The following is a 12,811-nucleotide window of genomic DNA, read 5'->3' as shown; positions in this document are numbered from 1 at the left end:
GCCAGAGGGGTCGCGGTCGGTGACCGCTCCCACACCGCTCCCCACCGGCTCTGCCACAGCCCTGGCACAGGTGGGCGCCGACTATCTGCGCCACCTCAAGCGCGCCGGGTTCTCGGACATGCAGATCGGCAAGCTGCTGGGCGCCGAGGCCGACGAGGTGCGCAGGTACCGCAAGGAGCTTGGCATCACCCCGGTTGTGAAGCTGGTGGACACCTGCGCGGCCGAGTTCGAGGCCTACACGCCGTACTTCTACCTTACCTATGAGGAAGAGGACGAGTTCCGCGCCTCCGAGAAGCCGAACATCATCATCCTGGGCAGCGGCCCCAACCGCATCGGTCAGGGGATTGAGTTCGACTACTGCTGCGTCCATGCCGCCTTCGCGCTCAAGGAGGACGGCTTCGAGACGATCATGGTCAACAGCAACCCCGAGACCGTCTCGACCGACTATGACACCTCCGACAAGCTGTACTTCGAGCCGCTGACGCTCGAGGATGTGCTGAACATCTGCGACAAGGAGAAGCCCTACGGGATCATCGTCCAGTTCGGCGGGCAGACGCCGCTGAACCTGGCCAAGGGCCTGGCCGACGCCGGGGTCAGGATCCTGGGGACCAGCCCCGAGAGCATTGACCTGGCCGAGGACCGCAAGCGCTTCCAGCACCTGCTGCAGCGCCTCGGCCTGCGCCAGCCCCAGAACGATACGGCCACCTCGGTCGAGGGCGCCCTGGACGCCGCTCGCCACATCGGCTACCCCGTGCTGGTGCGCCCGTCGTACGTGCTGGGCGGCCGGGCCATGCAGATCGTGTACAACGACGAGGCCCTGGTGAAGTACATGGAGACGGCGGTGGAGGCCTCACCCGAGAAGCCGGTGCTGATCGACAAGTTCCTCGAGGATGCCATCGAGATTGACGTGGACGCCATCGCCGACGGGGAGCGCTGCGTCGTCGGCGGCATCATGGAGCACATTGAGGAGGCGGGCATCCACAGCGGCGACTCGGCCTGCGTGCTCCCGGCCTTCAGTCTGGCCGAGAGCGAGCTAGAGGAGATCAAGCGGCACACCCGCGCCCTGGCGATGGAGCTGCAGGTCAAGGGCCTGCTCAACGTCCAGTACGCCCTCAAGAACGAGGACCTCTACGTGCTGGAGGTCAACCCGCGGGCTTCGCGGACCGTGCCCTACGTGAGCAAGGCCATCGGCGTGCCGCTGGCCAAGATGGCGGCGCGAGTGATGGCCGGGCAGACCCTCGAACAGTTGGGCTTTACCGAGGAGATCGAGCCCGAACACATGTCGGTGAAGTGCCCAGTCTTCCCCTTCAGCAAGTTCAGCGGTGTGGATACGCTGCTGGGGCCGGAGATGAAGTCCACCGGCGAAGTGATGGGGATTGATCCCGAGTTCGGCGCCTCGTTCGCCAAGGCGTATATCGCCGCCGGGCACGACCTGCCCGACCGCGGCACCGTCTTCCTGAGCGTCCGCAACCGCGACAAGCGCGACCTCATCTTCATCGCCCGGCGGCTGAGCGAGCTGGGCTACCACCTGGTGGCCACCGCCGGCACCGCCCGCGTGCTGCGCAAGAGCGGGGTGGAGGCCGAGGTCATCCAGCGCGTGGGTGAGGCCCACGGCCGCAACGCCATTGACCTGATTCGCGACGGTCGCATCCAGCTCATCATCAACACGCCGACCGCGGGTCAGGCCCCGCGCGAGGACCAGATCGCCATCCGGAGCGAGGCAGTTCTGTACCACGTGCCGGTCATCACGACCATGGCGGGGGCGATGGTGGCGGTGTTGGGGCTGGAGGCGGTGCGGAGCGGCGGTCTGAACGTGAAGTCACTGCAGGAGTACCACCGGGCCATGCCCGGACATGGCGGCACCTAGGAAGTCGCGTGGGCGCGCGTGTCCCCACGCGCGCAGGGCCTTGCGGGCGTGAGGACACGCCCGCCCACGCAGGCTGTGCCTTAGTCAGGCGGGCGCTTGCGCCCGCTGCCCCAGAGCGCCGACAGCAGCCAGAGCGACAGAAGCACCATCCCCGCGCCCACCGTCCACCCCACCAGGTAGCGCTCCGGCCACATCGGTGTCTTGCTGATCATGCCCAGGATCGCGACTGCGAGCTTGGCGATGAGCCAGGCGGTCAGCAGGATGTAGGCTCCCCAGGCCATGACCCCCTTGACGTGAACCATCGAGCGCGGCCCGCAGGTCGGAACATAGAGGGCGAGAACGAGGTTGGCGAAGAACCCCACGGTCATCAGGTGCATGGGGAGGCTCACCAGTTCCGACGGTGCCTGCGCCAGGGTCGCGGCGCTCCAGACACCGATCAGGGCGATGACCAGTGCGGCGAGCATCATCATGATCGCGCCGGTGGCCAGCGCAGTGCGGGTGAACGTGCGGCGCAGTGTGCTGGCCGGCAGCAACAGCAACTCGGGCAGGCGCAGGTCCGTGAGCAGCCGCAGCACCCCATACGCAAACCCGAACCCGGCCAGTGTGAGCAGCAGCCGCCCCCAGCTAAACGGGTAAGGCAGCACCCAGGCGGCCCCCCCGCACCAGATCGCCACCACGGCGTTGTAGACGCGAAAGCTGCTCAGCACCATGGCCCGCGGGTTCGGGGTCTTCAGGAAGGACGGCGCGACTGCCGCCGCCAGAGCCAGGCCCGTATTCCCGACGAAGCCGAAGAGCATCGCCAGGCGAATGGCGGCATCGGATGAGGCGAGGAACTCATGCCGCCCGCTGGCCATCGCGCCCAGGGCCGCGACGACGCGTGCGCCGAGCACCAGCAGCAGCCAGACCGCCCCTGCCTGGATCCCCAGATCGGTTGCGGTCGGGCGCAACGTGCGCGCGGTCAGCTGCCACACCACGAGGGCGTAGAGTATCCCCGCCACCAGGTACAGCCCCCATACCACGGGGAGGATGAACAGCGACGAGAGCCCGCTGTGGGACAGGAACAAGTACGCCGGCAAGCCCAGGGTGGCCAGCACCAGGAACAGCAGACAGAGCGAGGGAATGCGACTGCGACCCAGCGGGGCTTCCTTCAGGATCGGGAACAGCCAGAAGACGAGGGCAAAGACGGAAGGCACGCACCAGCCCATCAGCGCCAGCCAGCAGTGCGTGCTGAAGATCGGGTACTGCAGATTCAGTGTACCGTCTGAAGCCGCGTCATAGGCCGACAGGAGCGCCAGCGCCGGTCCCCCCACCAGGAGGTTCAGCAGGGCCCAGGCAGCATAACGGGAGGCCAACAGGCGGCCGGTGGTGAAGTCTGCCATCGCTTTGGTACAGTATTCCCTGGCCGCGCGGTTGAAACCTGTTTCAGCATAGCGTGAGGCCGGGCGGCTGTCAAACAGCCCCCGACGGGTGGACTTGCATGGAGGACTGCTCATGACTGACCTGGTTCGAAGCATCCAGGACCTGGCTCCGGAGATCGTCGCGCTCTGCCAGAGCCTGGTGCGGATCAACACCACCAACCCCTACAGCGGCGATCAGCAGCCGGGCGGCGAGCGGGCCGGGCAGGACCTCCTCCGGCCGCTCCTGCAGGACATGGGCGCCCGGGTCGTCGCCCTCGATTGCCCCGCCGACATCTACGAGCGCACCGGACTCCTCGGCCCCCGCAACCGTGACTTTAGCGGGCGCCCCAACCTGGTCGCCTGCTGGGATTCCGGCGCGCCCGGGCCCACCGTCGTGCTCAACGGCCACATGGACACCGTCGGCATAGACAACATGCCTGACGCGCTGTCGGCCGAGCTGCGCGACGGCTGCATCCATGGCCGCGGCACGTCCGACTGCAAGGGCGGGATCACCGTCGGTGTCAGCGCGATCCGCGCCCTGCTGGCCTCGGGACGCGACCTGCGCGGCCGCATCATCTTCCAGAGCGTCGTGGACGAAGAGTGCAACGGGAGCGGCGCCGGGACCCTGACCTGTCTGGACGCCGGCTACACGGGCGACGTGGCCGTCTTCCTCGACGGCAACAGCAACACACTCACCATGGGCTGCGGGGGATGCCTGACGGCCGATCTGTTCGTGGAGGGCCAGGAGGGCCACGCCGCCGCCGGCACCGGGGTCTCCGCCATCGAGAAGGCCCTGATCGTCAAGCAGGGCGTGGATGAGTTCAAGCGCCGGCGGGAAGCGGCGCGGGCGGAGAGCCGCGTGAACCTGGGCATCCTGCGCGCCGGGGTCCACCCCGCCGTGGTGCCGGGCGCGGCCTACCTGTCGCTGAACGCGGTGTATGCCTACGAGGAGGCCGAGGCGAGCCGGCAGGCTGGCGGCGCCTATGGCGGACCGGCCATCCGGGCGGAGTTCGAGCAGATCATTCGCGCGGCCGAAGCCGCCGATGAGTGGCTGGCCGCGCACCCCTCGCGCCTGGAGTGGGTCAAGGACCTGATCCCCTACAGCCAGGCCCCCGACGACCCGTGGGTCCAGGGCTTTGACCGCGCTTTCCGCGAGGCGACGGGGCAGGAGCCGACCTATGACGTCATGACGGCCTGGAGCGATGCGGCCCATCCGGCGGCGCTCTTCGGCATGCCGACGGTGCTGTATGGGCCCGGGGTAGGGGGGACGGCCCACTCGTCACATGAGTACGTGACAGTGGAGAACCTGGTAGCCTGTACGCAGGTGGTGGCGACGTTCCTGCTGCAGACGCTGGCGGCTACTTAGGGGCAGGCTTCCGCTTCTGCTGCTCCGCGCGGAGTTGCTGGAGCAGCAGGTCGGCCTTCTCCGTCCAGGGGTTCCGGTAGTCGGGGTTGATGGCCTTGCGGGTGAAACGGCACTTGTCCGGGTCTTCCTTGGCGTCGCGGACCTTCTGGCGCGCCTGGTCAATGCTGTCCACATCGCAGAAGCACACCTGGCGCCCGTCCTTCTCCGCCAGGTAGCCGTACTGAACGCCCTGCAGGCCGTGGTCGTCGTTCAGGAACGGCGGGATGGCGGCGAAGTCCAGCAGGATCTTCTCGGCCTGGTCCTCGCGCCCTGCCGCCAACTGCGCGACCGCCATGTAGAAGTGGATCTCGAAGAGACGCTTGGTCTCCGGGTGGTTGAACTGGTAGGCGACGAGGTTGCGGAGGGCCATCACCGGGTCGGCGGGGATGGACAGGATGGTCAGGTCGAGTTCGGCGTCGGCGCGCGCCCCGGTGTTGTTATCGGGGTCCAGCCTGATCGCCGCTTCCAGGAGGGGCTTCCCCAGAGGCGCGCGGCCCATCTCCAGGTACAGCCGCCCCAGGTCCGCGTGTACGCGGGCGTCCTGGGGGCGCTGCGCCAGCGCGCACTGCATCTCGATCACACGGGCGACCTGCCCCAGTAGCAGCAGGAACGTGTCCGGCGCGTAGGAGCCGTACGTGCGGTAGTACTCACGGCCGTTGTAGTCCAGGAACAGGAACGCGGGGATGGCGGCGAAAGCCATCCGCCCGTCTTCGGTCCCCGCCCTGCCCTCATCGTAGCGCGTGCCGACGCGGTAGTGCTCACAGAAGTCCCGGTTCTGGCGGGTGTCGCCGTTGAGCGCCAGCATCTCGTAGCCCTGCAGCGCGCGCACGACGACTGCGTCGCTGAAGGTGTTCTCCATCGCGAGACAGCCTTCTTGGTTGTGCTCGTAGATGTAGACGAAGATGAACTTGCCGGAGGCGCGCGAGGCTGCCTGGGCGGCGGCCCAGGACCCGTGGCGGGTCAGCTCCTCTCCCAGCGACAGCGAGCAGGCGCTGGCGAAGCACAGGGCGAGGAGGGCCGGCAGGACGCAACGAGGTCGGCGCATGGGTGAAGGCCTCTTCTGACGCGGATGCGGGCGGGACCGCCGGGTCCCATTATAGGCGACGCGGGGATACGCCTCAAGCCACGGCTTGGGGCGGGGCGTGTTGGTGGACGGGTTCGTCCTCGAACCCGCACGTGTGGGTTCGAGGACGAACCCACCTACGCGCACCGCCCTTCTGGCCGCCCGTTGCCCCCCTGCGGGCATTCTGCTATACTTCCTGCAGCCCGCAGCCCCCTGTGTGCGTCGCTTTCGTTCCGGTCGGCCCGAGGAGAACCTGCCCGTGCTGCGCAAAGTCGAACAGGCCCTGCAAGCCGCCATCGAGAGGCCCTTCAGTCGCCTGTTCCCGCAGAAGCTCCAGCCTGCCGAACTGAAGGCCCCCCTGCGCGAGGCGCTCGAAAGCTCGATCGTCAGCACTGCCGACGGGGCTCTCGCCGCCAACTGCTACGTGGTGGAGTTGAACCTGGCAGACGTGCGGGAGATCGAGGCGGTCGGGCCGGCGCTCGAGGCCGAGCTGGCTGGCGACCTGCAGGAGTATGCCGCCGAGGCCCGCGTCACGCTGGGGCCGTACCTGGCTCTCACGGTCGGTGTGGCGGAGGACGTTCCGGCGGGGGAGATGCGCGTGCGGGCGGGGTTTGGCGAGCGCCCGCCGGCCTATGTGGCGGCTGAGGCAGGCGTGCCCCACGTCGGGCGGCAGGTCCCGCTGGGAGAGAGCAATGTCATCGGCCGCGCCAATGACTGCGATATCGTCATCGGCGAGGGGGCCGTGTCACGCCGACACTGCGAGATCGTCTGGGAGCGCGTGCAGTACATGCTGCGCGACCTGGGGAGCGCCAACGGCACCTTTGTGAATGCCGAACAGGTGCAGGCCGCCCCCCTGCGTGAAGGCGACCTGGTGGAAGTCGGCTTCGTCCAACTGCGGTTCCACGACCGCTGATCGCTACGCATCCTGGGAGACCCCGCCTTGGACGCCTACTTCGGGATCATCATGCTGCTGGGCAGGTACCTCTTCCTGGGGCTGGTGTACTACTTCGTCTACTGGGCCTTCCGGTCCCTGGTGGTGGAGATGCGGGCGGAGCGAGCCGCGCCGGTCGCGGCCGGGACAAGAGCCCCGGCGACGGTGGCAGCGCGGGCCGGCGCAGTGCCTGCCCCTGTCGCCTCCAGCGCCCCGGTGATGACTCCCGTCGCGGCGCCCCCTGCGGCGCCTGTGGCCGCGACACCAGCTCCAGCGGCGCCCATCAGCACCCCGGCGCGGGCCCCGGCCGTCGCGCCGGCTCTGGCCAGCCTCGTGGTCCGCGACCCGGGCCAGTCGGGCCTGCAGGCCGAGCAGGTGCTGAGCCTGACCGCGGCTGTCACCATCGGGCGCGCGCCGGACAATGGGCTGGTGGTGAGCGACCGCTTCTGCTCGCAGCACCACGCCATGATCTTCTTGCAGCAGGGCCAGCGGATCCTCCGCGACCGCAACAGCACCAACGGCACCTTCCACAACGGCCGCCCCGTCACCGAGGACATCGTGCTCAGGAACGGCGACCAGATCGCCATCGGGACCGTCAGTTTCGAGTATCGCAGCGCCCGCTAAGGGGAGCCCACGATTTCCGCCACTCGCCGTCTGGAACTGACTCTGCTCATCCTCAGCGCCATCATCTCGACGCTGGGGCTGGCGCTCGTGTGCGCCGCCCTGCACCAATCGCCGCTGCGAGCCCTGCGGATGGCGGCCGTCAGCGGCGGTTTCATCCTCGCGAGCCTGCTGCTGCGGGTGGGGAGCGACCGGCGCGACCATCTGCTCTTGCCCCTGGTGTCCGCGCTGTGCGGGCTGGGCATCATCGCCCTGTGGCGCATAGACCCGATCCTCGGCTCCAAGCAGGTGCTGTGGATGATGCTGGGGCTGGCGCTGATGCTGGGAACATACTTCGCGGTAGATGACGAGCGCGATCTGGCGCGGCACAAGTACCTGGCGGGCATTGGGGCGCTGGCGCTGCTGATCGTCACCATGGTCTTCGGGATTGAGAAGAACGGGGCCCGGCTGTGGCTGGGGGTGCCCGGCATCTTCGTCTTCCAGCCCACGGAAGTCGCCAAAATCCTGATGTGCATCTTCCTGGCGGGCTACGTGGCGGCCAAGGGCGAGATGATCCAGACCCAGGTGCGGCAGGCAGGGCGGTTCACGCTGCCGGCCCTTAAGTACATGGGCCCCCTGCTGCTCGTGGTCGTGTTCTTCCTGGCCACGTTCGTTGTGCAGCATGACTTCGGCGCGGCAGTCCTGTTCTTTGGCCTTTTCGTGGCCATCAGCTATGTCGCCACCGGCCGCAAGACCTATCCGCTGCTGGCCGGCCTGCTGTTCCTGGGCGGCATGGCTGCCGCGTACTACGCCTCACCGGCCAACTCGACCATCCATATCCGCTTCGAGGCCTGGACCAACCCGTGGGCCGACCCGGACGGGCGGGGCTACCAGATCCTGCACGGGCTGTTTGCGCTGGGCTCCGGCGGGCTGAGCGGCCAGGGGCTGGGCCGGGGCTATCCCGAACTGATCCCCGAGGCCGCCACCGACATGATCTTCCCGGTCGTTGGCGAGGAGATGGGGCTGCTGGGGGCCCTGGCGCTGCTGCTGGTGTATGTGCTGGTGGCGATCCGCAGCTTCACCATCGGCCTGCGGTCGCGCCACCAGTTCGGGATGTTGCTGGCGACGTGTCTGGCGGTCGTGTTCGCCCTGCAAACGCTGATCATCGCCGGCGGCACGCTGCGCCTGATCCCGCTGACGGGCATCACCATGCCCTTTGTCAGCTACGGCGGCACGTCCGTGGCGATCAACTTCATCGCGCTGGGGCTATTGCTGGCGATCTCGCGGGAGGAGGCCGACCGTGGCTGACTTCCGCTCTCCGATCCGGGGCCTGATGCGCCTGACCCTCGTGGGGTTCGCGGCGATCATCCTGCTGCTGAGCTGGTGGCAGGTCATCGTGGCCGACCGCCTGAACGCCAACCCGAACAATCCGCGCCAGGTGCAGGCGACCCAACGGGTCGAGCCCGGCCGGCTGTACACGTCCGACGGTGTGCCGATCCTGGGGCGTGAGCGTGAGGGTGCACGGTGGAAGTCTACCTACCCGGAGGGCCAGGACTTCGCCCACCTCACTGGCTACAACGCCCAGACAGGGCTGCAGAAGGGCCTGCGCGATCCGTTGTTCGGCCTGGGCACGTACTCCAGCCCCTGGGAGGACCTGCTGCGCGGCGAGCCGGCGGGCAATGACATCATCCTGACCGTCAACGCCGCGGCACAGGAGTTGGCGATGCAGGAGCTGGGCGGGCGGCGCGGGGCCGTTGTGGCGCTGGACCCGCGCACTGGCGCAGTCCTGACGCTGGCGAGCACGCCTTCGTTCGACCCGGTACGGGTCATGTCCAACATCGAGGAGTTCAACCTCTTCCGGTTCGACCCGGGTTCGCCACACCTGGACCGGGCCATCCAGGGGCTGTATGCGCCAGGCTCGGTCTTCAAGATCTTCACCGCCGCCGCGGCCCTGGACCTGGGCGTGGCGACACCGGAGACGACGTTCACCTGCGGCGGCACCGAGCGTATCGCCCGGGCCAAGGTCGTCTGCCGCATTGGCGGCGGGCACGGCAAGCTCGATCTGGACAAGGCGATGTGGGACTCGTGCAACATCGCCTTCGCCAAGCTGGGACAGCGGATCGGGATTGACGGGTTCATCCAGTACGCCAAGCAGATGCACCTGCTGGACGAGGCGGACCTGGCGCTGCCCAGCTCCCGCGGGCGTCTGTATGATTTCCGGGGCTTCAAGGGCGAGGTGGCGCTGAGCGAGGCCTCCTTCGGCCAGGGCGCGACGCTGCTGTCGCCGCTGCAGATCGCGCGCCTGACGGCCACCATCGCGAACAAGGGCCATGTGCTGCAGCCCTACCTGCTCGCCGAGGTCCGCACGCCGCAGGGCCGGATACTGGAGCGGGGGAAGGCCAAGGACCTGGGCCAGGGCGTCACTGCCGCCACCGCCGCGCAGGTCACGCAGATGATGGTGGACGTGGTGGAGAAGGGCACCGGGCGGTCGGCGGCGCTCGACATGACGACCGTGGCGGGCAAGACGGGATCGGCCGAGAACCCCCAGGGCCCGCCCCACGCCTGGTTCACGTGTTTCGCCCCGGCGGAGAACCCCCGGGTGGTCGTTACCGTCATCGTGGAGGGTGGTGGCAGCGGCTCGGGCTCCGCGGCGCCGATCGCGCGGCGCGTGCTGGAGCTGCTGCTCGAGCGTGCCCGCTGACACCAGCCCCGGCGACAGGCCGTGTGTCGCTGCCATGATCGCAGTCTCCATCGCACACACTGACACTGAGCCGCACCCGACACGGACGGCGAAGGTGGTGAATCAAGCATGGTCGGTTCTCTGATCGCCGGACGCTATCGCCTCGACGAGCTAATCGGTGAGGGCGGCGTGGCCACGGTCTACAAGGCCCTGGACACGGTGCTGGAGCGCCCGGTGGCCGTGAAGATCCTGCGCCCCGAGATGGCCGAGCACCCCGAAGTGCTGGCCCGCTTCCGCCGCGAGGCCCATGCGGCGGCCAAGCTCAACCATCCCAACATCGTCTCCATCTACGACACCGGCGTGGACGGGGAGACGTACTACATCGTGATGGAGTACCTGCCCGAGCCGGACCTCAAGCGCATCATCAAGGAGTATGCGCCGCTGCCGCAGCGCAAGGTCCTGGAGGTCAGCATCCAGTGCGCCCGCGCGCTGGCGTATGCCCACAAGCAGGGCCTGGTACACCGCGACGTCAAGCCCCACAACATCCTGTTTACCGACGACGGCCGGGTGAAGCTGTCGGACTTCGGCATCGCGGCGGCCGTGGGCGAGGGCGGCCTGACCGACTCGGGTCTGGTGCTGGGCACGGCGTACTACATCTCACCCGAGCAAGCCCAGGGCGCGCCGGCCACGGCGCAGTCGGACATCTACTCGCTGGGGGTGGTGATGTTCGAGTGCATCACCGGCCGCCCGCCGTTCGGAGGCGCCAGCCCCGCCGAGATCGCGGCCCGGCACGTGCGGGAGCGTCCCCCGGCCCTGCGCGCGCTCAACCCCAATGTCACGCCCTCGGCCGAGTATGTCATCAACAAGGCCACGGCTCGCGAGCTGACCCGGCGCTACCGCGGCGCCGACGAGATGCTCGTGGACCTGGAGAAGATCGCCGACGGGGTGGAGTTGGACCGCACCGGGGTGCTGACCCCCGGCGGCGACGAGGCAACCATGCGCCTGAGCCCGACCCAGATACCGGTCGGCCCGCCCGTGGCGGCTGAGTCCGTCACTCCCGCGCCCGCGCCGGTGCGCTCGGCGACCCGCATGAATGGCCCCAGCCGGGCCCCGGAACGTAGTCCGGGCAGCGTGGCCGCGGCCACGGCCCTGGCCGTCGTCGTGGGGGTCATTGCGCTGATCGGTGTGATCCTGCTGGTCAAGGCCGCGTTCTATCCGGGACAGACGCCGAGGAAAGTGCAGGTTCCGTCTGTCAAAGGAATGACGCTGGCGGACGCCACCACCGTCATCGAGGGCGCCGGCCTGAAGGTGGGGAAGGTAACCTACGAGGAGGACGACGCCTCGCTGGAGGGTACCGTCATGCGACAGGTGCCCGACATCGGCGAGTCCGTTGAGGCCGAGACCCAGGTTAACCTAGTGATCCGACGTGGCAAACGAACCGTCACGGTGCCGGACGTGCGCCGGCGAACCGTGGCCGAGGCGACCGAGCGTCTCCAGGAGGGCGGGCTGCAGGTCGGGGAGATCACTGAGGTCTACCACGACGAGATCCCTCAGGGGCAGATTACCAGCCAGGCGATCCCGGCCGGCACCAAGGTGGAGTCGGGCACGGCGGTGGAAGTCAGCGTCAGCCGCGGCCCGGAGAAGACCCCCGAGACGACGACCGAGCCCGAGAACGGCGGCGAGTTGGCCGAGGACCCCGTGGTGGAGATCCGGCAGGACGACAGCTATCGCGCAGCCACCGACAAGGAGCGCAAGTTCACCGTCAAGGTCTCCGCGACAGGCAAGCAGCGGGGGCAGAAGATCCAGATCGTCAAGAGCGACGACACCGGGCGGGGCGTAGAGGTTGGCGGCGGTAGCCTCGATCCGGGCGCCTCGCGCGAGTGGGATGTCATCCTAACCGGCAATGCGACCATCGAGGTGTACCACAACGACAAGGTCGTGTTCGCCGAGCAGTACCCCCTGGCCGCCCAACCGTAAGCATCTCGGGCCAGCCCGGGCGCACACCGAGCCCAAGGAGAGTTCACTGCCATGCCTCGCACTCAGTTCGTGATTGCCCTGCTGCTGGTGTCGTGCGCCGCTGCCTGGGCGCAGAATGATATCGGCTTCACGGCCGGCAGCACCGACCTGCTGCTGGCCGCCAACGGCGGCAAGATCGTGTCTTTCTCCAGCCAGATGGTGGACGAGTTCAAGCAGCCGGTGCCCCAGTGGCAGGTCACCAACCTGATTGACGGCCAGTATGTCACCGGCACCTACCGGCCGGCCAACTCGCACGGCTGGTCCTCCAACATGCCGCCCAGCCCCACGAATCCGCAGTGGATCGTGTTCGCGCTGCCGGGCGACCCGGTGCAGACCCGTCTGATCAGCCGCGTGGTCATTGACCCGACCACGACGGAGTCCACACTCATCGGCCGTGGGGCGCGGGACTTCGAGGTGTACGTATCCGCGACGACTGCGGACGGCCCGTGGGCCCTGGTGAAGCGCGGGCAACTGGTGAACAAGCCCCTCAAGCAGACCTTCGACTTCATCCCGGTCGAGGCCCGCTACCTGCGGCTGGTCATCACGACGAACTGGGGCTCGGACCGCTGGGTACAGCTCGGCGAGGTGGAGTGCTACGAGGCCATCGCCGGTGAAAGCACGCTCGATCAGCTTATCGTGCGGATGGAGAACCTGCTGCAGGACCTGAAGCGCTACCGGGACAGCGTGAAGCTGAACCAGCCGATCTACCCGGAGCTGCGCACCCAGCCGGGCGCGACGCCTGCGCCCGGGCCGACCCCGGCGCCGGTAGCGCCCGGCCCGGCGGCCCCGACGGCCCCGGCCCCGGGCGGAGGGTAGTAGTCGGGGCCGCTGCGGGCGCGCCCGCATCGTTCC

At 68.4% G+C, this 12,811-nt stretch carries 10 protein-coding genes; 8 read left to right on the top strand and 2 right to left on the bottom strand.

The window, feature by feature from the left end:
- Positions 1–1,867, top strand: a 1,867-nt coding sequence (gene carB / locus LLH23_10150) for a carbamoyl-phosphate synthase large subunit (GenBank protein ID MCE5238839.1), incomplete at its 5' end; no start/stop codon positions are given.
- 80 nt (positions 1,868–1,947) lie between these two features.
- On the opposite strand, the gene LLH23_10145 is transcribed toward carB, so the two are convergent.
- Positions 1,948–3,246: a hypothetical protein gene (locus LLH23_10145; protein ID MCE5238838.1), complete on the bottom strand. Its 1,299-nt coding sequence runs from the start codon at positions 3,244–3,246 to the stop codon at positions 1,948–1,950.
- Between the two features lie 112 nt (positions 3,247–3,358).
- Between LLH23_10145 and LLH23_10140 the strand changes: the two genes are divergently transcribed.
- Entirely contained in the window at positions 3,359–4,630 is a 1,272-nt protein-coding gene (locus LLH23_10140) for a M20/M25/M40 family metallo-hydrolase (GenBank protein MCE5238837.1), read from the top strand.
- On the opposite strand, the gene LLH23_10135 is transcribed toward LLH23_10140, so the two are convergent.
- The gene (locus LLH23_10135) at positions 4,623–5,714 is read right to left on the bottom strand and encodes a hypothetical protein (protein MCE5238836.1); all 1,092 of its coding nucleotides are present in this window, start codon (positions 5,712–5,714) and stop codon (positions 4,623–4,625) included. The genes LLH23_10140 and LLH23_10135 overlap by 8 nt on opposite strands.
- A 277-nt stretch (positions 5,715–5,991) precedes the next feature.
- Here LLH23_10135 and LLH23_10130 point away from each other — a divergent pair, with 277 nt between their 5' ends.
- The 6 genes from LLH23_10130 to LLH23_10105 all read left to right on the top strand — a co-directional run bounded on the left by LLH23_10130 (position 5,992) and on the right by LLH23_10105 (position 12,775).
- Entirely contained in the window at positions 5,992–6,645 is a 654-nt protein-coding gene (locus LLH23_10130; GenBank protein ID MCE5238835.1) for an FHA domain-containing protein, read from the top strand.
- Between the two features lie 27 nt (positions 6,646–6,672).
- On the top strand, positions 6,673–7,287 hold the full coding sequence (locus tag LLH23_10125) for an FHA domain-containing protein (protein MCE5238834.1): 615 nt from the start codon (positions 6,673–6,675) through the stop codon (positions 7,285–7,287).
- A gap of 129 nt (positions 7,288–7,416) precedes the next feature.
- Positions 7,417–8,571, top strand: coding sequence for an FtsW/RodA/SpoVE family cell cycle protein (locus LLH23_10120; protein MCE5238833.1), 1,155 nt, complete (start codon positions 7,417–7,419; stop codon positions 8,569–8,571).
- Positions 8,564–9,964, top strand: a complete 1,401-nt coding sequence (locus tag LLH23_10115; GenBank protein ID MCE5238832.1) for a hypothetical protein — start codon at positions 8,564–8,566, stop codon at positions 9,962–9,964. The genes LLH23_10120 and LLH23_10115 overlap by 8 nt, the downstream gene beginning before the upstream one ends.
- A gap of 108 nt (positions 9,965–10,072) precedes the next feature.
- Positions 10,073–11,920, top strand: a complete 1,848-nt coding sequence (gene pknB, locus LLH23_10110; protein ID MCE5238831.1) for a Stk1 family PASTA domain-containing Ser/Thr kinase — start codon at positions 10,073–10,075, stop codon at positions 11,918–11,920.
- 51 nt (positions 11,921–11,971) lie between these two features.
- Positions 11,972–12,775 carry a discoidin domain-containing protein gene (locus LLH23_10105; protein MCE5238830.1) on the top strand — a complete coding sequence of 268 codons (804 nt, stop codon included), beginning with the start codon at positions 11,972–11,974 and terminating at the stop codon, positions 12,773–12,775.
- Positions 12,776–12,811 lie beyond the last annotated feature (36 nt).

This window comes from bacterium (assembly GCA_021372615.1).
Taxonomy (GTDB): Bacteria; Armatimonadota; Zipacnadia; order Zipacnadales; family UBA11051; genus JAJFUB01.
The sequence above is the reverse complement of the archived record's forward strand: the minus strand, read 5'-3'. Positions and strand labels throughout refer to the sequence as shown.

Coding starts and splice junctions, on each gene's coding strand:
- pknB (MCE5238831.1), top strand. CDS start 10,073: ATGGTCGGTTCTCTGATCGCCGGACGCTATCGCCTCGACGAGCTAATC.
- LLH23_10140 (MCE5238837.1), top strand. CDS start 3,359: ATGACTGACCTGGTTCGAAGCATCCAGGACCTGGCTCCGGAGATCGTC.
- LLH23_10145 (MCE5238838.1), bottom strand. CDS start 3,246: ATGGCAGACTTCACCACCGGCCGCCTGTTGGCCTCCCGTTATGCTGCC.
- LLH23_10120 (MCE5238833.1), top strand. CDS start 7,417: ATGGCGGCCGTCAGCGGCGGTTTCATCCTCGCGAGCCTGCTGCTGCGG.
- LLH23_10105 (MCE5238830.1), top strand. CDS start 11,972: ATGCCTCGCACTCAGTTCGTGATTGCCCTGCTGCTGGTGTCGTGCGCC.
- LLH23_10135 (MCE5238836.1), bottom strand. CDS start 5,714: ATGCGCCGACCTCGTTGCGTCCTGCCGGCCCTCCTCGCCCTGTGCTTC.